Source organism: Kocuria sp. HSID16901 (assembly GCF_003989425.1).
Classification (GTDB): domain Bacteria; phylum Actinomycetota; class Actinomycetes; order Actinomycetales; family Micrococcaceae; genus Rothia; species Rothia massiliensis.
Genome location: NZ_RBLM01000007.1, coordinates 61531 through 81571, shown reverse-complemented (window position 1 = coordinate 81571; position 20041 = coordinate 61531). Strand labels below are relative to the sequence as shown.

General features: G+C 60.9%; 17 protein-coding genes. 5 read left to right on the top strand and 12 right to left on the bottom strand.

Translation table 11 applies throughout. The annotated features are described in order from the left end of the window. Nucleotides 1–40: 40 nt before the first annotated feature. From mraZ to dinB, 3 genes are all read right to left on the bottom strand, one after another. Nucleotides 41–472: a division/cell wall cluster transcriptional repressor MraZ gene (gene mraZ, locus D8M21_RS09430; protein ID WP_048678836.1), complete on the bottom strand. Its 432-nt coding sequence runs from the start codon at nt 470–472 to the stop codon at nt 41–43. A gap of 328 nt (nt 473–800) precedes the next feature. Further along, complete coding sequence (locus D8M21_RS09425) at nt 801–1196, bottom strand: DUF3040 domain-containing protein (RefSeq protein WP_048678840.1); 396 nt, start codon at nt 1194–1196, stop codon at nt 801–803. 93 nt (nt 1197–1289) lie between these two features. Then, nucleotides 1290–2579 carry a DNA polymerase IV gene (gene dinB, locus D8M21_RS09420; protein WP_238651261.1) on the bottom strand — a complete coding sequence of 430 codons (1290 nt, stop codon included), beginning with the start codon at nt 2577–2579 and terminating at the stop codon, nt 1290–1292. A gap of 113 nt (nt 2580–2692) precedes the next feature. Here dinB and D8M21_RS09415 point away from each other — a divergent pair, with 113 nt between their 5' ends. Then, a complete protein-coding gene (locus tag D8M21_RS09415; RefSeq protein ID WP_048678843.1) occupies nt 2693–3802 on the top strand; it encodes a polyprenyl synthetase family protein in 1110 nt (369 codons plus the stop codon). Nucleotides 3803–3848: 46 nt separating this feature from the next. Here D8M21_RS09415 and D8M21_RS09410 read toward each other — a convergent pair whose 3' ends face one another. After that, nucleotides 3849–4217, bottom strand: coding sequence for an Rv2175c family DNA-binding protein (locus tag D8M21_RS09410; protein WP_048678845.1), 369 nt, complete (start codon nt 4215–4217; stop codon nt 3849–3851). Nucleotides 4218–4283: 66 nt separating this feature from the next. On the opposite strand from D8M21_RS09410, the gene D8M21_RS09405 reads away from it, so the two are divergent. Then, complete coding sequence (locus D8M21_RS09405; RefSeq protein ID WP_048678848.1) at nt 4284–5669, top strand: protein kinase domain-containing protein; 1386 nt, start codon at nt 4284–4286, stop codon at nt 5667–5669. 109 nt (nt 5670–5778) lie between these two features. On the opposite strand, the gene D8M21_RS09400 is transcribed toward D8M21_RS09405, so the two are convergent. Beyond that, complete coding sequence (locus D8M21_RS09400; protein ID WP_048678851.1) at nt 5779–7170, bottom strand: class II 3-deoxy-7-phosphoheptulonate synthase; 1392 nt, start codon at nt 7168–7170, stop codon at nt 5779–5781. A gap of 91 nt (nt 7171–7261) precedes the next feature. Beyond that, nucleotides 7262–8239 (bottom strand): lysophospholipid acyltransferase family protein, encoded by a 978-nt coding sequence (locus tag D8M21_RS09395; RefSeq protein WP_321174086.1) that lies wholly within the window; start codon nt 8237–8239, stop codon nt 7262–7264. A gap of 146 nt (nt 8240–8385) precedes the next feature. Between D8M21_RS09395 and D8M21_RS09390 the strand changes: the two genes are divergently transcribed. Together D8M21_RS09390 and D8M21_RS09385 are read left to right on the top strand one after the other, a co-directional pair. Next, nucleotides 8386–9237: an alpha/beta hydrolase gene (locus tag D8M21_RS09390; RefSeq protein WP_053089941.1), complete on the top strand. Its 852-nt coding sequence runs from the start codon at nt 8386–8388 to the stop codon at nt 9235–9237. Then, complete coding sequence (locus tag D8M21_RS09385) at nt 9234–11072, top strand: AMP-dependent synthetase/ligase (protein WP_048678854.1); 1839 nt, start codon at nt 9234–9236, stop codon at nt 11070–11072. Before D8M21_RS09390 ends, D8M21_RS09385 begins: the two co-directional genes overlap by 4 nt. 78 nt (nt 11073–11150) lie before the next feature. Here the strand turns inward: D8M21_RS09385 and D8M21_RS09380 are convergent, their stop codons facing one another. Further along, the gene (locus tag D8M21_RS09380) at nt 11151–12575 is read right to left on the bottom strand and encodes a mycothione reductase (RefSeq protein WP_048678857.1); all 1425 of its coding nucleotides are present in this window, start codon (nt 12573–12575) and stop codon (nt 11151–11153) included. Nucleotides 12576–12723: 148 nt separating this feature from the next. After that, the gene (locus D8M21_RS09375) at nt 12724–16170 is read right to left on the bottom strand and encodes a pyruvate carboxylase (RefSeq protein WP_048678860.1); all 3447 of its coding nucleotides are present in this window, start codon (nt 16168–16170) and stop codon (nt 12724–12726) included. Between the two features lie 273 nt (nt 16171–16443). Between D8M21_RS09375 and D8M21_RS09370 the strand changes: the two genes are divergently transcribed. Beyond that, complete coding sequence (locus D8M21_RS09370) at nt 16444–17241, top strand: ParA family protein (protein ID WP_288780520.1); 798 nt, start codon at nt 16444–16446, stop codon at nt 17239–17241. A gap of 99 nt (nt 17242–17340) precedes the next feature. On the opposite strand, the gene D8M21_RS09365 is transcribed toward D8M21_RS09370, so the two are convergent. The 4 genes from D8M21_RS09365 to gcvH all read right to left on the bottom strand — a co-directional run bounded on the left by D8M21_RS09365 (nt 17341) and on the right by gcvH (nt 20004). Further along, nucleotides 17341–17940 (bottom strand): MerR family transcriptional regulator, encoded by a 600-nt coding sequence (locus D8M21_RS09365; protein WP_048679028.1) that lies wholly within the window; start codon nt 17938–17940, stop codon nt 17341–17343. Nucleotides 17941–18189: 249 nt separating this feature from the next. After that, nucleotides 18190–18933, bottom strand: coding sequence for a transcriptional regulator FtsR (gene ftsR / locus D8M21_RS09360; RefSeq protein ID WP_053089942.1), 744 nt, complete (start codon nt 18931–18933; stop codon nt 18190–18192). After that, complete coding sequence (locus tag D8M21_RS09355) at nt 18930–19382, bottom strand: FHA domain-containing protein (protein ID WP_048678866.1); 453 nt, start codon at nt 19380–19382, stop codon at nt 18930–18932. The genes ftsR and D8M21_RS09355 overlap by 4 nt, the downstream gene beginning before the upstream one ends. Before the next feature lie 235 nt (nt 19383–19617). Beyond that, nucleotides 19618–20004 carry a glycine cleavage system protein GcvH gene (gene gcvH / locus D8M21_RS09350; protein WP_048678869.1) on the bottom strand — a complete coding sequence of 129 codons (387 nt, stop codon included), beginning with the start codon at nt 20002–20004 and terminating at the stop codon, nt 19618–19620. Nucleotides 20005–20041 lie beyond the last annotated feature (37 nt).

The following is a 20041-nucleotide window of genomic DNA, read 5'->3' as shown; positions in this document are numbered from 1 at the left end:
GACGATTCCGAATCGTCGGCTGGAGATCACGCACCAGAGGTCACATCAGCCCCGGGATCACCTCTTCATCGGTTTCCGAAAATTCCGATTCCTTTTCTCGCAGGTACTCGTTCCAAGCATCCGCGTCCCAAATCTCGGCCCGGGTCCCAGCGCCGATCACGGCCAGCTCTTTCTCAAGACCTGCATATTCCCTCAACGAGGAGGGAATCGTGACACGACCCTGTTTGTCGGGCACCTCATCCGACGCACCCGAGAGAAACACGCGAATGTAGTCGCGGGCCTGCTTCGACGAAATAGGGGCTTGGCGCATTTGCTCATGCACCCGCCCGAATTCCGACTCGCTGAAGACGTAGAGGCAACGCTCCTGTCCCCTGGTCAACACCAAGCCCTCCGAGAGTTCGTCTCGGAACTTGGCCGGCAGGATGAGTCGCCCTTTGTCATCGAGGCGAGGCGAGTACGTTCCGAGGAACATTCGCCACCGCCTCCCCTGAATACATTGCGTGCACTCTCTTGGTCGAATGCCACAGAAACATAAGGAACCACCCTTATTGCTCCTGCGCCCACCACTTTACTCCACTTCCCTCCACATGCAACACTTTTCCTCCATATCTTGGAGGAACACCCCCGTCCACGGCCGCAGAACGCTGCTATTCCGGGGCGGAGACGTGGTGGAGGACGTGCAAACGCCTCACCCTCGTGGTGGTGCACATCGACGTTTTTGGGCACAAAAAAGGGCCGACACCGTGACAAGGTGTCGGCCCAGCCTCCTGGTGGAGGACAGTGGGGAGGAAAGTGGAGGCCTAGCCTCTGTTGTTCCGTTCCTCCCATTTCTCTTCTAAACGTCGCATGAAGGACGACGACGAACCGGCGGATTTCGGAGCACCACGTGCAGAACCCCGCTTGTGACCTTTCGTGCTGGAGCCGCGAAGTGTTGCCACGTAGACGCCGAGCCCCATCACGACGAATCCTACGACTCCCACGACGACCAGCTTGGACGCAACGCCAGCGAGTACACCCACCAACCCCACGACCGCGATGACGATGCCCAGCACCAGATACCGCACGGATATTCCGCCTCGATCTCGAGTAGACGAGGTCGTTTCGGAGTGCATGGACTGCGCGAAATGCGGATCCTCGGCATTCAGCTGCTGTTCGAGCTGGTCCAACAACTTCTGCTCGTGTTCAGACAGTGGCATGGTCGTCTCCTCTTCCCAGGGCCGGGATGCTGTGACGGCCAGGGAAACCGTCCGTCATCCGTCCGTTAAGAATAGTGCTTCCTGGGATCAATTTCACTGGGAGGAACCTCGTAGGTCGTCCCGGAGGCGAGGAGTTTCGCCATCCTCTGTCTTAGCCTTCCCCTCCTTCTCGTATCGAGGCGCCACCGCGCCCTTCAGGAGGCGCGCCGGTAGCAGCCCCGTCGGCCCGAATTTTTCCCGAATCTGGTCCATCGCCGACTCCGCATGGTCCCACTCCCCTTCCGCGACCAACTGATCGGAGGACGCCGCGTCCCAGAGCGAAAGCTGCCGGCCCGAATCGTGCAGGTCTAGCCGTTCCGCCCGCACACCCACTAACCGAATCCGCGAAGCTACCGGGCCTAAATCGTCGAATAGGCGCTCGGCGGCGTCGTACACTTCACGTCCCGTTTTCGCTCCCTGGTCCAGGGAACGTGCACGGCTTACGGTACGGAAGCTCTCATCGCGAACCTTGATCGCGACGCCGTATGCCCGTCGGCCACTTGCCCGAAGCCTGCGCGCGACGTCGTGGCTCAGCTGAAGCAACACCGTCTTGATCTCACGCACGTCGTCGGTGTCGTAGCTGAAGGTGTGCTCCGCTCCCATGGACTTTTCCACCCGTTCCGTCACGACGGGACGGTCGTCGATTCCCCGGGCCAGGTTGTATAGGTGAGCACCCGAGGCCTTGCCAAGCCGCCTCACCAAATAGTCGAGGGGAGCTTGACGGACGGCACCCACCGTGTCGAATCCGGCCTCGTGGAGATTTTGAGCCGTCTTTTCCCCGACTCCCCACAACGACCGAACGGGCAGGGGATCCAAAAAGTCGTGAACTTTGGCATCGGGAACAATCCATAATCCATTGGGTTTTGAACCGGTTGAGGCCATTTTGGCCAGGAATTTATTTCCCGCGATACCAACGGATGCGACTAATCCCGTGGCTGACTGGATGTCCGCCCGGAGCCGCCGGGCAATCGCCACGGGACTCCCCATTCTCCGGATGGCTCCCGTGACGTCGAGGAAGGCCTCGTCCACGCTGACTTGCTCCACCAAGTCTGTGACCTGACGCAGAATTTCCATCACCTGCCGGGAGTAACGGCGGTAGGCTCCATGAGTCGGATCGATGTAGATAGCGTGGGGCGCTAATTGTCGGGCGCGAGCCACGGGCATCGCGGACCGCACTCCCAGGTCACGGGCCTCGTAAGAGGCCGACAGGACCACGGAACGCGTACCCGAACCAGCCACAACGACTTGCTGGCCCACGAGTTCTGGCCGCGTCAGCAGCTCAACCCCCACGAAAAAGGCGTCCATATCCACGTGCATGATCACGCGGTCGTCAAATCCACGCACGCTCCCCGACATGGCTCCTCCAATTCTCTCCAGACCCCGTAAAATAGAAAACACTCATTACACGCCACTATTCCCAGGAATATTTTGTCCCCGGGAAGTCAGGAATCGTTGCCGTGAATCACGCCGCCCCGGACGACGCTGCATCCCGCCGAACCGCCGCGGAGCGGGAGTTCGTGCAGGCGGTCGAGGAATCGATTCGAGATTTCCTCAACCGTCAACGCTTGACCATTCTCGACGTTTCCTACGAAGCGCTCCCATTGGTGGACGCAATCGAAGCGCTGTGCCTCGGTGGAAAACGCATGCGGGCGCTCTTGGCGTTCTGGGGTTGGCAGGCCGCTGGCGGTTCGGCAGACTCCCCCGAAATCGTCAAGGCCGGTGCCGCCATCGAGCTCTTCCAGTCGGCGGCCTTGATTCACGACGACATCATCGATCACTCTGACACGCGCCGGGGCCGTCCCGCTCTACATAAGGCCTTCGAATCGATGCATCGAGACGAACATTGGGAGCTGGATCCCGCCCAGTTCGGAACGATGAGTGGAATTATCGCGGGTGATATGTGCCTGTCCTTCTCCGAGGCGAAATTCGCGACGGTGGAGGTCCAGCCCGACGCCGCCCGGCATGCGCGGCGCATTTTCGATCTCATGCGCACCGAGGTGATGGCCGGGCAGTACCTCGACGGCCTCTCTGAGGTCGTGGGCATCGAAGACCCCGACGACGCTCTGCACCGCGCGTCGACGGTCATTCGCTTCAAATCGGCCAAATATTCGTGTGAGCATCCGTTGACCATCGGTGCGGCGTTGGCGGGTGCCGATCAAGAATTACTGCAGCGTCTCCGGGAATTTGGACTTCCCTTGGGTGAAGCCTTCCAGCTGCGTGACGACGTCCTCGGCGTCTATGGCGAACCCGAAGTCACGGGGAAACCCGCCGGAGATGATCTGAGGGAAGGCAAGCGGACCATTCTGATTGCGCTGGCAGAACGCGGCGCCGAACCGGAGGACGTCGCATTCCTCGAGACCCATCTCGGGGACCCGACGATGGATGAATCCACCGTCAATCGTTTGCGAGACATCATCCGCGCGAGCGGCGCGCTGGACGAGGCAGAGTCCATCATCTCCACGACCGAGCGCCAAGTCAGTGCGGCGCTACGACGCCTGAACGCGGATGACCGGATCACCGAGGCGCTTCGATCCATGGCTTCTCGCGCCTTGCACCGGAGTTCCTAAAACCCACGTGATGCCGCCTCTCACACGACGGCACCACTCGGGTTCCTTACCAGGCCAGTGCTTGGGCGCGGCGTCGGATTTCGGTTTTTCGGCCTTCATGCAACGCGTCGATGGGCCGGCCGGGTAGCGAATCATCTGCGGTAAAGAGCCAGTGAATCGCGGCCTCGTCGTCGAATCCCGAATCCGCGAGGACCGTCAGCGTCCCTCGAAGCGAATCGAGAACCTCGCCGTCGCGCATGAAGAGCGCCGGGACTCTCCGCACTCCATCGTCGTCTCGTACGGACAACAGGTGACGATCGGAGATCAAAGTGTGAACCCGGGTCACTTTAACGTCCAGGCTCTCAGCGATGTCGGGAATGGTGATCCAGTCGCCGACCAGGTCAAATAACTCGCGTGTTTTTTCGTTAGAACTCACGTCTCTAGGCTAAACCACCGGACGGAACGAGCACGCCCAATGTGCCGATCGCCTACAATCGGTTCAATGAAGAGGACTGCACCGGGACCACTGACCGGCCGGACCCTCGAGGGTCGCTACCTCCTCGGAGACATGATCGCCCGAGGAGGCATGGGAGTTGTCTACCGCGGACGGGATACCCGCCTGGATCGTCCGGTGGCCGTCAAAGTCTTGAAGGACTCGGTCGGCTCGACTCCCGAGGCCATGGAGCGATTCGTTCATGAGGCCCGAGCGGCAGCGGCCATCTCAGACCCTCACGTCGTCACGGTGTGGGATCAAGGCATGGACGAGAGCGGTCCAGACCCGGTCGTTTACCTGGTGATGGAGCTGGTGGACGGGGCCACCTTGAGGGACCTCATTAAAAGGCGCTCCCCCATGACCGTGCGAGAGGCCCTGCGGGTCGCCATACCTCTCGCCGAGGGCCTGGCCGCCGCGCATCACATCGGCCTCGTACACCGTGACGTCAAGCCGGAAAATGTACTGACGTCACCGAACGGCTCCGTCAAAGTCACCGATTTCGGCCTGACGCGACGAGTACAGGCGGAGTCGGCTACCTTGAGCCTGGTCGGTTCGGCCAACTACATCGCCCCGGAACTCGTACAACGTCGGCCTGCTGGCAAGCCCGCGGACAACTATTCGGTGGGGATCATGATGTACGAGCTACTCACCGGGGTTCCTCCATTTCGCGGCGAGACACCCTACGCCGTGTCGATGGCCCACGTTGATGAAGTGATGCCGGACATCCGCCGTCGTTTCCCTGACGTGGACCCCGAAATCGTCGAAATCATCTCATGGTGCTGCGCCAAGGATCCGGAAAACCGCCCTCAGGATGCCGAAGACCTCCATGGCGAGCTCCTCCACATTTCTCGTCGCCTCACCGACGACGCGTTGGACCGCAGGCCCCCGGGGTACCGAGAAGATTCGGCAGATCTGTTCAGTGGCTTGGAGACCGCGAGCCACACCCGACCCGTGCAACTCCAGGAATTGCGCGCTCCGACCACAGGGTCCAAGGCATCACGAATTGCAGTCGATACCGATCTTCCGGAAGAGCACGCCATGGCGGACCGTCCCCGGGAGAACGTGGCCGCGGAGCCCATGACCGAAAGCGTCGCCGCGCAGAGACCTCTCGACGCCGCAACGCGGGTGATGCCCACCGGGCCCACGCCCGATAGCGCCGGCGCTCCACCGCGGCGCGAAGCCGAGGCACACAGCAGTCATCCCGCGGTGCCTACTCATGTCCTCGGCTCCACAGAGCCCTACCGTGCGTGGGTATGGATCCTCATATTTGTGTTGGCCGCCTGCATGGTTGCTTACCTGGGGTGGCTCGTGGGCGTCAGCATCCTGTCAAATGACCCATCGGTTGTCTCGTACGGCATGCCCACGGGAGTATCCGGAACCCCGTCGGGCGCGTGACAAGCCCCCGTCTGATCAACTCAACATGAGCCCGTACGCATTCAAGGCGCGGCATCATCGCCCATCTGGACGACGACGCCGCGCCTTGTTCGTTTCTGGAGGCTGAGAGTTACCGCTTGGCGAGGTACTCCGCGACCAGGAAGGCGATCTCGAGGGACTGCATGTGGTTCAGACGCGGATCACACAGGGTCTCGTACCTGTCCGCAAATGCCGCCTCATCGACGGCGTCCGAGCCGCCCAAGCATTCGGCGACGTCGTCACCCGTCATTTCCACGTGGATTCCTCCGGGAATGGTCCCCAACTCGTCGTGGACCTCGAAGAAACCTCGTACCTCGTCGACGACGTCGTTGAAACGGCGGGTCTTGTAGCCGGACGGTACGGAGATGGTATTTCCGTGCATCGGGTCGGTGACCCACACGACCTTCGCACCCGCATCGCGGACGCCTTCGACCAGGGCCGGAAGGTTTTCACGGATCTTCGAGGCGCCCATCCTGGTGATGAATGTCAGGCGCCCCGGGCTACGTTCGGGGTCGAGCTTGTCGATGAGCCGGAGGGTGTCGTCGACGCTGGTCGTCGGGCCGAGCTTGACGCCGATCGGATTATGAACCTTGGACAAGAAGTTCACGTGGGCGTCGTCGAGACCCCGGGTGCGTTCCCCCACCCAGAGGAAGTGCCCGCTGGTGTCGTACGGCAGGTGGGTGCGCGAGTCGATACGAGTCAGCGCCCGTTCGTAATCCAGGAGCAAGGCCTCATGCCCCGCGTAAAACTCGGTCCCGCGAATCGCGTCGAAGTCCGAGCCGCAGGCATCCATGAACCGAATGGCTCGGTCGATTTCCCGGGCCAGGGACTCATACCTGGCGTTGGCTGGGTTAGAAACGAATCCGTTATTCCACTCGTGCACCAAACGCAGGTCGGCAAAACCGCCCGTCGTGAAGGCCCGAATCAGGTTCAGCGTCGAGGCCGACGTGTGGTAACCGCGCAACATACGCTCAGGATCGTGTTGCCGGGCTTCCTCGGTGAAATCGAATCCATTAACCATCTCTCCCCGGAAGGTCGGGAGAGTCACATCGCCCCTCGTTTCGAGGTTCGAGGAACGGGGCTTGGAGAATTGTCCCGCCATGCGCCCCATCTTGACCACAGGCATCGACGCGCCGTAAGTCAGCACCACGGCCATCTGGAGCAACGTCCGAACTCGACCGCTGATCTTGTCAGCGGTGGCGTCCGCGAACGTTTCGGCGCAGTCGCCACCCGTCAAGAAGAACGAACGGCCTTCGGCGACCTCTGCCAATCGCTGTCGCATTTGATCGACTTCACCCGCGAAGACGAGCGGCGGAACAGACTCTAATTCCGAGACCACGCGATCAAATGCGGGGTGCTCCGCCCAGGTCGGTTGCTGATCAGCTGAGAGGCCCCGCCACTCGTCCAGGCCGGGATAGTCCTTGGCCGACGGCGCGGTCGAGGTCCGGATAAGTGCCTGGTGAGAATTCAACTGATCTGTCATGCGAACCAGTGTACGGAACGCGAGCGATTGCGCCGTGATCCGGCCGAAATTATGTCGATATTCGAGATTGCTTTAGGTCACAGCCCTAAAGCTATCCCCGGTCCGCCTCATGCGCGACAGCGTTCGAGGAGTCTTCCTCCGAGTCTCCCGTCGACGACTTTTCCCCTGAGGAACGCCGTTGCTGCGCGTTCTTGACGGATTCGTCCACGCGAGCACGTGCCTCGTGGAGCTTCTCTTCGACACGATCGAGGCCCGGTTGAATGCGTTCTTTGGCATTCTCGACGCTGGCTCTCGCGGACTCGACCGATGCCTGGGTACGTTGCTTCGCCTTGTCGAGCACCTCAGAAACTGCTGCCTTCGCGTCCTGCACCCGTTGCTTCTCCATGGCGGCCTTGACCGTGGCGGCGTAGACATCCACGTACTCTTGGCCCGAGAGCCGCTGTATGGCCTGGATGATCTCATCGGCCACGGTGCGTTGCACGGCGTGTTCCGATGCTCGCCCTGCGTACTGGGAAAAATCCAACGGCTCACCGATGATCGTGCGAACGGTATCGATGCGGCGGCCGTCTTCAGTGGTTCGTCGCGGGAGCTTGTGCCCCTTGGGTTGAACCTTCTCGGTATTGATCATCGCGACCGGAATAACCGGTACACCAGATTCCAAGGCCAGCCTCGCTACCCCAACCTTGGCTTTGTACAACCGGCCGTCTGGAGACCGCGTGCCTTCCGGGTAGATCCCCAGGAGCTTGCCATCCGCGAGTGTTTGAGCCGCTTGCGACAGCGACTTTGCCGATTTTTTGCCGCCCGAGCGGTCCATCGGGATTTGGTTAATGCCTTTGAAGAAGGCGGCGGTGGCCCGGCCGACGATCCCCTGGCCGGTGAAGTATTCGGATTTTGCCAAGAAGTAGACCTGGCGGTCCACGGCGACGGGCAGAAACACGGAGTCGGCGAAGGACAAATGGTTGGAGGCGAGGATCGCTCCTCCCTTGGCGGGGATGTTCTCCAGGCCTTCGACGTCGGGCTTGAACGTCTGGTTCATCACCGGACCCACGACGAAACGCTTGAGGAGCATGTAAAGCACGATCAGTTTTCCCTTCAGACCGATTGCCGCGGTTGGTGACCCCGCCGCGTGATTGTTAAAAGACTATCCGGTCACATCCCGGATTCCCACGTGCACCGATGCAGGACTCGGACTCAGAGTCATGACAGAATGGAATTATGGGCTACATCACAGATCATTGGAGTCGACGCCGTCATGCGGCGCCGGCTGACCGTGAGAGGTCCGTCGATACTTCTGCCGGTTCGTGGGAGGGCGGACCCGACGGCGTCCTCGTACTTCACGGATTTACGGGCTCCCCTCATAGCGTCAGGCCATGGGCGGAATCCTTTGCCGCGGCCGGGCTGGCGGTGGAGATGCCGCTCCTCCCCGGCCACGGAACCACGGTGGATGACATGTCCACGAGGACGTGGCACGAGTGGGCCCAAGCCGTTGACGACGCGTACTGGCGGCTCAAGTCGCGCACGGAACGCATCGCGGTTGCTGGGCTGTCCATGGGCGGTGCGTTGGCTCTTCACGTGGCGGCTCGACGCACGGTGGACGCGGTGGTCCTCGTCAATCCGGGGGTCATGGATCCCATGAAGCTCATGCCCGTCGCCCGATGGCTCGCGCCACTCATCCCCACGGTCAAGGGTGTGGGAGACGATATCGCCCGGCCAGGCGTGACGGAAGGCTCCTACCCGGAGGCACCTTTGAAAGGCGCCGCGCAACTTCACCTGTTGATGAAGGAAGCCCGCAAAGTTCTCCCTGCCGTCACGGCACCCGTTCGGATCTATCGCTCCCTCACCGATCATGTGGTGACCGACGCGAGTCACGAATACCTCGTTGCTCATCTCCGGCCGGAACCGGAATTGATTCCACTGAGTTCCAGCTATCACGTCGCCACACTGGACTACGACGCACCCACCATTTTTAGCGGCTCCCTCGATTTTCTCGCGAGTCACGGTTTCCGCCTCGCACGCCCGGGGAGCCATGTATTGGACGAAGACCACGCACTAGAGAGGACCCCATGAAATCGACGTCGGTCGAGCTCCATGAACGCTTCGATGAAAAGACCAATATCTCGGATCTCTTGGAGTCCAAGTTCCCGCACAAGGCGGACGAGCTGCTCTTCAAGGTCCAGCGCGCCGAAGGGGAATGGCAAGACATTACCGCCCGCCAGTTCCACGAACAGGTCGTGGCGGTGGCCAAAGGGCTCATTGCCGCGGGTATTAGCCCCGGGGACCGAGTGGGGATCATGTCGCGGACCCGCTACGAATGGGCCGTCATCGATTTCGGTATCGCCTACGCCGGTGGCGTTTCGGTGCCGGTGTACGAGACGTCGTCGCCGTCGCAGATTGCGTGGATTCTGGGAGACTCGGGTGCTCGCGCCGTCATTGTCGAGTCCCGTCAGCACAGTGCGGCCGTCCGGCGTGCCACCCAACACGCTGACCTTGCCGTGGAAAATGTATGGCAGATCGACGCCGCGGAGTCGGACCAAGCCTCACTGAGCGCTTTGAAGAAACTCGGCGCTTTGGTCGATGACTCTCAGCTGGAAGCCTCCCGCACCTCGCGGCGACTCGACGATGCCGCGACGATCATCTACACCTCCGGCACCACCGGCAAACCCAAGGGTTGCCTCCTGAGCCACGCGAATTTCGTGAAACTGTGCGCCTCGGCGCGCCAAGCCATTCCCGAAGTGGCGAGCTCTCAGAATTCGACCTTGTTGTTCCTTCCTCTCGCCCACGTGTTTGCTCGCTATATCCATGTGTTGTCGATCGACGCCGGCGTCGTGGTCGGTCACTGCCCGGACCTGAAGCATCTGACCGGCGATATCAAGTCCTTCAGCCCCACCTTCCTCCTGGTGGTGCCTCGGGTCTTCGAGAAGATTTATAACGGGGCCAGAGCAACGGCGCACGACGCAAGCCGACTCAAGGGACGAATCTTCGATGCGGCCGAACGCATCGGAGTGAAATGGTCCGAAACCGTCATGTCGGGCCGAAAGCCTTCTCCCCTGCTCGCTGGTCAATACGCCGTGGTCAACCGGCTCGTCTTCGCACAGTTGCGCGAAGCGATGGGCGGACGAGTTTCCTATGCGGTCTCCGGTGGCGGGCCCCTCGGGACGTATTTGGGGCACTTCTTCCATGCCGTGGGCATCAAGATTTTGGAAGGCTATGGCCTCACCGAAACCACGGCTCCCCTCACCGTGGGAACGGTCAAAGATTTTCAGATCGGCACGGTAGGTCCCCCACTACCCGGCACGGAGATTCGCATTGCCGACGACGGCGAGGTGCTCTGCCGCGGTGTGGGAGTCATCGATCATTACCACGAGAATTCCGAAGCAGACGCCGATTCCTTCACGGAGGACGGTTGGTTTCGAACGGGCGACCTCGGTGAATTGACCGATCAGGGCATGCTCAAAATTACCGGTCGCAAGAAAGAGATTCTCGTGACGGCGGGCGGAAAGAATGTGATTCCGGGGTTGGTCGAAGACGAGATTCGGAAGTCTCCCCTGGTGTCGCAATGTGTCGTGATCGGTGACCAGAGGCCCTTCATTGCCGCGCTGATCACGCTGGACGAGGAGACTCTCCCCAAGCAACTCAGCGAGCTGGGCTTGGACTCCACCATGAGCCCTGAAGCCGCCGCCGAGTCCGAGGAGGTTCAGCACGCCGTCCAGGAGCTCATCGACCGCGCCAATGACAACGTCTCCAAGGCCGAGTCGGTGCGAGCGTTCCGCATCATTCCGCAGGACTTCACCGAACAGTCCGGACACCTCACACCGTCCCTGAAGATTCGACGGCCCCAAATCATGAAGGACTACGCGGAGATCATCGACAGTATCTATGCGCAGAAGAAGCCCACGTCCTAAGGGCACGATACCCACAGGAGGGGCGGGATAATTCCCGCCCCTCCTGTGGGTTAACTGACGAACTCCTCTGAACCGGCGTCAGTTACCGGGGACGTCCAAGCCCAGGAGCGCGTTCTCCACGACCTCCGTCAACGCGGGGTGAATCCAGAATTGTCCGCGAGCCATCTCGTGGGCCGTCAGGCCGAAGCTCATGGCTTGGATCAGTGGCTGGATCAACATGGATGATTCGGTACCGATCAGGTGAGCCCCGAGCAGTTCCCCGGTGTCCTTTCGGGCGACCAGCTTGACGAACCCAACGTGGTCCTCCATGGCCCAGCCGTACGCGACATCTCCAAAGTCCTGGATTTTGACGCTGATCTCAAAGCCCTCGGTTTGAGCCTTTTCCCGAGCCTCAGACTCCGTCAGACCGACGGCCGCGATTTGAGGATTGGTGAAAACAGCATGAGGAACGAATCGCTGATCCGTCGAGCGCAGATCCTCCGGGTGATGAATATTGTGCTGCACCGTGCGCTCTTGGGCATTGGCCAGGTGCTTCAACTGGATCTCCGAGCTGACGTCGCCCAAGGCCCAGAGCCCCGGCACCGGTTGTCCTCCGGAAAGCACCCGCTGGTATTCGTCAACGGATAGCACGCCGTTGTCCACGTCCAGCCCAACCGATTCCGCGCCCAGGCTGTCGACGTTCGATACACGTCCCGTCGCGACCAGCACGACGTCGGCGGTTTCCGTGGTCGTCGAATTTCCTTCACGAAGGGTCACGCTTAAAGCGCCGTCGACCTGCTCGATCGCGTCAATGCCGGTGTTCAACCGCACATCCCACTGTTGGCCCGCAACCTCGGCGAACCTCGTGGCGACGTCGGCGTCATGTTCACGCAATACCCGCTCTGACCGATTAGCCTGAATCACCTCTGATCCCAGGCCGGAGAAGATGCCCGCAAATTCTGCGGCAATGAATCCACCGCCCACAATGACGACTCGCTTGGGGAGCTCCTCGATCCGCATGATGGTGTCGGAGGTGTGAACCCCAGGGAGGTCTATCCCTGGGATATTCGGGCGCACCGCACGAGACCCTGCCGCGATGACGACGTGGCGTCCTCGAACCCGCTGTCCCGAGGCAGTCACCAGCGTGTGCGGGTCCTGGAACGTGGCGTACTCGCTATAGAGGTCGACGTTCTCGAGCCCCTCTCGGTATTCCTTGCCGCTCTCGGAAATGGCATCAATACGACCAAAAATCCTGTCACGGATTTCCCGCCAGCGAACCTGCTGACGTTCCATCGTGACGCCCAGCGCGTCGATCTCCAGACCGTGCCGGGCCGTCGTCGCCGGGTAAGCAAACATTTTGGTCGGTATGCAACCGCGGTTCAGGCAGGTGCCTCCGAAGACACCTCCATCGATGATGGCGGCCTTCTTGTCACGCCATTCGTGGTTGATCAGGCTGTTTCCCGAGCCAGACCCCACCACGACCACGTCATACTCGTGGACCTCTTGATTGTCATGATCTGCCATGCTGTCTCCTCATTTCAGAATTCACCATATGCGGGGCACCATGCATTATTCCGGCCTCGCGAGCGTCTACCGCATAAAACATGGCGGGCCACGGCTTCATTCCCGAAGCCATGACCCGCCACGTCGTCATTCCCTCATCACGGAACCGTTAGGAATCGATGGTGATCACGAGGTCTCCGCCGGCCACCTGCCGTACGTCGTTGAAGAGAACGCGACCAACCGTGCCTGAGGTCGTCGCCGTGATGGAAGCCTCCATCTTCATCGCTTCGATGGTCGCAACTTGGTCACCCTCCTTGACCTGGTCCCCTTCCGAGACGGTGATGGTGACGGCGCCCGCGAACGGAGCCGCGACGTGTCCCGGTGTCGAGGGGTCAGCCTTCTCCGCAGCCTGTACCGAGGACTCAACCGACTCATCGCGGACGTCAATGGAACGCTGCTGACCGTTGAGGGTGCACATCACCGTTCGGTAGCCCTTGTCGTTGGGCTCCGAGATGGCCTGCATCGTCGCGAGCAGACGCACTCCCTTGCCCAAGGAAATGACGTGTTCGCGCCCTTCCATCATCCCGTAGAGGTAATCGCGGGTATGCAAGACAGAGACGTCGCCGAATTCGTCGACCGTCGCCTGGAAGTCCTTGGTTGGCCCCGGGAACAACAAGCGGTTCAAGGTGTCTCGTCGAGTCTGCGAATCGCCCTGCAGGTTTTTCTTGTCGTCGTCCGAGATCTCCGTAATCGACGGAGTGGAACGGCGTCCTTCCAACGCCTTGGTCCGGAAAGGCTCCGGCCATCCGGCCGGCGGCGTTCCCAACTCGCCGTTGAGGAAGCTGATCACGGATTCCGGAATATCGAATTTCTGGGGGTTGGCCTCAAACTCCTCGGGATCCACCTTCATGCCCACCAATTGGAGGGCGAGGTCTCCCACGACCTTCGAGGATGGAGTCACCTTGACGATGTTTCCCAACATCCTGTTGGCGGCCGTGTAGGTGTTTTCAATCTCTTCGAAGTGTTCCTCCAGGCCCAAAGCGATCGCCTGTTGGCGCAAGTTCGTCAATTGTCCGCCGGGAATCTCATGCTGATACACCCGGCCCGTGGGAGAAGAGAGCCCCTTCTCGAATGGGGCGTAAATCGCCCGCAAGGACTCCCAGTACGGTTCCAGGGACGACACGGCGTCGAGGTCCAAGCCGGTGTCCCGATCCGTATGTGCCAACGCCGCGACCAGGGCAGATTCGGACGGCTGGCTGGTTGTGCCCGCCATGGATGCCACGGCGACGTCCACGGCATCGACCCCCGCTTCGGAGGCGGCCAAGAGCGTCGCAAGTTGGCCACCGGCCGTGTCGTGCGTGTGCAGGTGGACCGGCACGTCGGCAAACTTTTCCCGCAAGGCCGAGACCAGGCGGCGAGCGGCTTCCGGACGCAGCAGACCCGCCATGTCCTTGATGGCGAGAATATGAGCGCCCGCGTCCACGATCTCCTGCGCCAACCCCAGGTAGTAGTCGAGGGTGTAGACCTTCTCCTCCGGGTCCAGAAGGTTGCCGGTGTAGCACATTGCCACCTCGGCAACCGCGGTTCCCGTCTCACGAACCGCACGAATCGCCGGTTCCATCTGCGAGACATCGTTGAGTGCGTCAAAGATGCGGAAAATGTCGACGCCGGTTTCCGCCGCCTCCTGCACGAAGGCGTCGGTGACCTCGGTCGGGTACGGGGTGTAACCCACCGTGTTTCGCCCACGAAGCAACATCTGGATCGGGATATTGGGCATCGCGGCACGCAACAGACGCAATCGCTCCCAGGGGTCTTCACCCAAGAATCGCAGCGCGACGTCGTAGGTGGCCCCGCCCCACGCCTCGACGGAGAACAGCTCAGGGGTCACGTGGGCGACGGCGGGCGCGGCAGCGAGCAGGTCACGGGTGCGAATCCGGGTAGCCAACAACGACTGGTGGGCGTCCCGGAAGGTCGTATCCGTCACGGCCAGAGGCTTGTAATCCCGTAGGGCTTTCGCGAATCCCTCCGGTCCCAGCTGCTGAAGCTCCTGACGCCAGCCTTCAGGCGGAACCTGTCCCGGATCGTCAAAGGGACTGCGGAACGGCTCTTCGACCTTGTCCCCGGGGAAACGCGGCAATTTGGTGCGCGGATCAATTCCCTCGATGCGCGGCCCATTCGGCTGATTCACCGTGACGTTGGCCAGGTAGGTCAACGCCTTGGTGCCACGATCCGAAGAATGCTTCTTCGTCAACAACTCGGGGTGCTCATCAATGAACGGCGTAGAAACATCTCCGGCTTGGAATACCGGGTCTTCCAAGACCGCCAAAATAAAGGGAATATTGGTCGCCACGCCGCGGATGCGGAACTCGGCAAGCGCGCGTTGCGCCCTTTGGACCGCCGTCGTGAAGTCTTTACCCCGGCAGGTGACCTTGCACAGCATGGAGTCGAAGTGCGGCGAGATTTCGGCGCCCGCGTAGACGGTGCCGCCGTCCAACCGGACGCCCGCGCCGCCTGCGGAACGGTACGCGCTGATCTTCCCGACGTCGGGCCGGAACCCGTTCGCTGGGTCCTCGGTGGTGATGCGGCATTGCAACGCGGCACCCCGAACGCGCAGGGTCTCTTGGCTGATGCCGAGCTCTGGGAGGGTCTCGCCAGCGGCAATCCGCATCTGTGCCTGGACCAGGTCGATGTCCGTAATCTCTTCGGTCACGGTGTGCTCGACCTGAATCCGGGGGTTCATTTCGATAAAGACGTGTTCACCGGCTCGTTCACCGGCGGTATCGACCAGGAACTCGACGGTACCCGCGTTGACGTAGCCCAGTTCCTTCGCGAATTTCACGGCATCGCGGTACAGGGCCTGACGAATGTTCTCATCGAGATGCGGGGCGGGCGCAATCTCGACGACCTTCTGGTGACGCCGCTGCAACGAGCAGTCTCGCTCAAATAAGTGGACGACGTTCCCCTCGGCGTCGGCCAGAATTTGCACCTCAATGTGCCGGGGCCGGAGCACGGCCTGCTCCAGGAATACGGTCGGATCGCCAAAGGCAGTTTCGGCTTCACGCATGGCGGCGGACAGCTTATCGGGAAGTTCTTCCCGGGAGTCGACGCGGCGCATTCCTCGACCGCCGCCACCGGCCACAGCTTTGACGAAGATGGGAAAACCGATCTCATCTGCCTCGGCCAACAATTTCTCTTTGTCGGCCGAAGGCTCGGTGGAATCCAGCACGGGAATTCCCGCACGTCGGGCGGCCCTGAGTGCCTCAACCTTATTTCCCGCCAGATCGAGGACGTCCGCAGGAGGACCGATAAAAGTAATTCCGGCTTCTTTTGCGGCCTCCGGCAACCGAGGGTTCTCGGACAAGAATCCGTACCCCGGATAAATGGCGTCGACCCCCGCTTCTTGGGCGACGCGAATTATCTCGTCAACATCCAGGTAAGCACGAACGGGATGCCCTTCTTCGCCAATGGGATACGCCTCATCCGCCTGCTGACGGTGAATTGAATGGCGGTCTTCGAAGGGGAAGACGCCTACGGTTTTGGCGCCTAGCTCATACGCGGATCGGTATGCGCGGATCGCAATTTCGCCACGGTTGGCGACCAGGATCTTGGAGAACATTGATAACCGTTTCCGCCCGCAACTCACGATTTTCGTGGCGTTCCGGGCTTGTCTGGACGATGAGAGCACGGTGCTCGTCGTCTTTCATATCTTACGGACTCTGGTGTGATTCCTAACTTAGGCGACCAATCTGCAATGGCGAAGTCTGTGACCTGGTAGACGTCAATTTTCTACGCGACGTCGCTTCCCGGTGCGTCTTTCCGGCATGTCAAGACTTCGTCGATGGATATGATGGGTGTGAATTTCCCATCTCCAAGCCATCGCGAGGTATGTGTGACGCAGGTTGTCAGTATCAGCTCCCTGAAGGGCGGGGTTGGAAAGACCTCAGTCACCCTGGGATTGGCTTCGGCCGCCGCCGCGCGTGGGCTGAGCACCCTCGTCGTGGATCTCGACCCACACGGTGATGCCAGCACGGGGCTGGCGGTGTCCACTCACACCTCCGCGGGATCCGATGCCGCCACCGTTCTCCGGAGCCCCAAACGCCGGTCCGTTGAGGCCGCGTGTGTACCCGCGGGGTGGTCCACCACCCGCGCTTCGGGACGACGCCCGCGCCTGGACGTCGTCGTCGGCTCCTCCGGATCCGTGACCTTCGATCATCTTCCGCCAACGCGAAAAAACCTCAGCCGTTTGCGGACCGCATTGCAGGGAACAACCCGTTACGACCTCGTCCTCATTGATTGCCCGCCCACCTTGAACACCCTCACGATGATCGCGTGGGCGGCCTCAGAAAAGGTCCTCGCCGTCGCGGAGCCCAGCCTGTTCTCGGTGGCCGGCACGGAACGCACCATGCGGGCCATCGCCCGTTTCGAATCCGAGAACGAATTCAAGGTTCAGGCCGCCAGCGTCGTCGTCAATAAGGTGCAGTCGGACTCGGCCGAACACCAATACCGCATCGAAGAATTGCAAGGCATGTTCGGCAAACTCGTGGTTTCTCCTACCATCAACGACGCCGCCGTGTGGCAACAGATTCAGGGGTCCGCCTCCCCCGTTCATTCGTGGTCCGGCGATGAATCGGCGGTCGCCATGGCTCAGGCCTTCGACACGATTCTGGGCGGCCTCATTTCGGCCTAAGCAATCCTCTCGCATCGAGGAAACCCGGGTGATGACACGACGACACAGGGCGACCAGTTTTCACTGGTCGCCCTGTGCGTTGAAAGGATATTTTTGCGGCTAGCCCGCAGCGTTGCGACGGGCAGCCCGTCGGGCCGAGAGTTCGTCTCCTGGGAAGTCCTCACCGGACTCTTGTTGCAAGGGGGCACGCATGTCTTCGCCGGGCATCGTCGAGAGGTTATTCTCCAGTTCCCGCCAGACGCGACCAACCGCGATGCCGAAGACGCCTTGACCAGCTTGCACAAGGTCGATGACCTCATCCGGCGAGGTGCATTCGTATACGCTCGCACCGTCGGACATCAAGGTGATTTCTGCAAGGTCCTCGACGCCGCGAGTCCGCAGGTGCTCTACGGAGGAGCGAATCTGTTGCAGTGAAACACCCGTGTCCAGGAGTCGCTTGACGATCTTGAGGACCAAGACGTCGCGGAATGAGTACAAACGTTGCGTACCGGAACCTTTGGCACCGCGAACCGTTGGTTCCACAAGCTTAGTGCGTGCCCAGTAGTCCAGCTGCCGATACGTGATGCCCGCGGCCTTACACGCCACGGGGCCGCGGTAACCGATGTTTTCGTCGAGCGCCACGAGATCTTCATCGAACAACATGCCCTGACGGCCCTTCGGTGGTGAAGGGACGATGTCTTCCATGCCAGGAAGTTGCATTTCATCGTAGGCCGGCGCGTCGGCCACGCGCAGCTCTTCTGTCCGAGCGATATTCAGGCGATCCCGTCGTGGGTCGTCGTGCGATCCATTCTGGCCCACGAGGGTCCTCCTTCATGATCCGGGGAAGTCATCAGTCGTAGTAGACGCTAAAGCCATCCCCGGGTCGGGTCAAAGACATTTGACCGTGTCCCAGAGGCAAGCTCTGTAGGTGTGAGTGATTCGCACGTGTCCGTGCGAGTGCCCCTTACTCTACCAAGTCTTTTCCACCTGATCCGCGACCAGCGTGGCGTGAAGATTGGTGCACAGCGAAGAAATTTCGCGCGCCGTCTGCGATGCCTTCTCTTGAGACCGCTCGTCGCGCCGACTGGCCATGGGGGCAACCGCTTGAGTCACCAACGCGACCTCGCGGTCGGCCGCGGCGCGGAAAGGGCGCAAATGACGTGGCTGCAACCCATGCGCCGTCAGCCGCGAGCACAGCTCCGTCACCTGAACGGCCAACTCGTCGAATGTTCCATCCGACCCTTCTTCGATCAGGCCGTAATTGATGAGCTCCCGCAGCATGGGCAGGTCCACCGAGGTTTTCCGCGACAGCTCCCGAAGGGTGAACTTTCGTGGTTCTCGTGGCTGGTTTTGAATCTCCGACGCATCGGTCATACGGGTCTCGGTAACGTCGTTCGGAAATCCGTTTTGCTCGAGCTCTTCGACCTTCGCCTTAATGACTTTGAGGGGAAGATACTGGTCCCTTTGCAGAGTCAGCACGTACCGTAGCCTGTCGATGTCCTGGCTCGAGTACTTCCGGTAGCCGGTATTCGTCCGTTGCGGGAACACCAGGCCGCGATCCTCCAGGAAGCGAATCTTGGACGCCGTGAGCTCGGGAAATGATTCTTCCAAGTGACTCAGCACCTGGCCGATGGTCTTATCCTTGGTCTCCGCGGCTTCGGAAGGCTCCCCGGAGGTGTCCGGTTCGTTCGTCGACATCTCCGCAGCGCTCACTGAGCGTCACTCGAGTAGTACACGAAGGCGAACTTTCCGATGCGCACCTCGTCCCCACTCTTCAGGGTCACGTGATCCACCCGATCCCCATTAATGTACGTTCCGTTCAACGAGCCTGCGTCGGTCAGGTCGAAACGGCCTGCGTTGAACTGGAAGACGGCGTGATGCCGCGAGACGGTCACATCGTCGAGAAAAATATCGGCATCCGGGTGCCGGCCCGCGACGATACCTTCGTTGCTCGCGCCGCCCTGGGCCATGCTCGCATCCAGGAGGAAACGGGCGCTGTGTTGAGGGCCCTCTTGGGCGATCAACAGGGCCGATTCCGCGGGAAGGGCCTTAATTGCGGCAATTTCCTCTTCGGCCAGTTTACGTTGCGGCCGCACCCCCGGGCTGGCTGCCGCCAGACCGAAGACGGTGGTATCCGGGCTCGGATCGTGATGATCGGACATGTTCTTCCCCTTAAGTAATGTGGGCGCACTCGCGTCACATGGGCCGGTGAAGGAAGGTTGAGGGACCTTCCTCATCGATTCCGCAGGGCGTGGTCGGTGCGTCATCGCGCATCTGCGACAAACGACCGCGCGGCGGTCCAAACCCTGGACCTGCGCCTGAGACTTAAAGTCTAGCCGGAGGACCTGAAAAGTTCTGCCGGTTCACCCGTGAATTGGTCGGATATTCTCCAACAGGTCAGGCAATTTCGCTTTCGTACCCCTGGGCGTCCAGCAGTCCGTCCAAAGACCCTGCGTCCGAAGGGCGGATTTTGACGAGCCATCCGTCGCCGTAAGGATCAGAGTTCAGAATCTCCGGAGAGTCTGCGAGTGAGTCATTGACTGCCACGATCTCGCCAGTGACGGGCATGTAAAGGTCGGAAACCGACTTTGTGGACTCGACCTCACCAAAAGACTCCCCCGATTCGTGCTGAGAACCCACTTCGGGAAGGTCGACGTAAACAACATCGCCCAGGGCATCCTGCGCGTGGTCGGTAATTCCGACAGTCACCAGACCGTCCCCGTCTGGGCGGGAAATCCACTCGTGTTCGGCGGTGTACGACAGCTCGGCGGGAACGTTGCTCATAAGGCGCCTTTCGAGGAAAAGGTAGTGAGAAATCTAT

Coding starts and splice junctions, on each gene's coding strand:
- mraZ (WP_048678836.1), bottom strand. CDS start 472: ATGTTCCTCGGAACGTACTCGCCTCGCCTCGATGACAAAGGGCGACTC.
- D8M21_RS09425 (WP_048678840.1), bottom strand. CDS start 1,196: ATGCCACTGTCTGAACACGAGCAGAAGTTGTTGGACCAGCTCGAACAG.
- D8M21_RS09405 (WP_048678848.1), top strand. CDS start 4,284: ATGAAGAGGACTGCACCGGGACCACTGACCGGCCGGACCCTCGAGGGT.
- D8M21_RS09400 (WP_048678851.1), bottom strand. CDS start 7,170: ATGACAGATCAGTTGAATTCTCACCAGGCACTTATCCGGACCTCGACC.
- D8M21_RS09395 (WP_321174086.1), bottom strand. CDS start 8,239: ATGCTCCTCAAGCGTTTCGTCGTGGGTCCGGTGATGAACCAGACGTTC.
- D8M21_RS09390 (WP_053089941.1), top strand. CDS start 8,386: ATGGGCTACATCACAGATCATTGGAGTCGACGCCGTCATGCGGCGCCG.
- D8M21_RS09385 (WP_048678854.1), top strand. CDS start 9,234: ATGAAATCGACGTCGGTCGAGCTCCATGAACGCTTCGATGAAAAGACC.
- D8M21_RS09380 (WP_048678857.1), bottom strand. CDS start 12,575: ATGGCAGATCATGACAATCAAGAGGTCCACGAGTATGACGTGGTCGTG.
- D8M21_RS09375 (WP_048678860.1), bottom strand. CDS start 16,170: ATGTTCTCCAAGATCCTGGTCGCCAACCGTGGCGAAATTGCGATCCGC.
- D8M21_RS09365 (WP_048679028.1), bottom strand. CDS start 17,940: ATGCAACTTCCTGGCATGGAAGACATCGTCCCTTCACCACCGAAGGGC.
- D8M21_RS09355 (WP_048678866.1), bottom strand. CDS start 19,382: ATGTCCGATCATCACGATCCGAGCCCGGATACCACCGTCTTCGGTCTG.
- gcvH (WP_048678869.1), bottom strand. CDS start 20,004: ATGAGCAACGTTCCCGCCGAGCTGTCGTACACCGCCGAACACGAGTGG.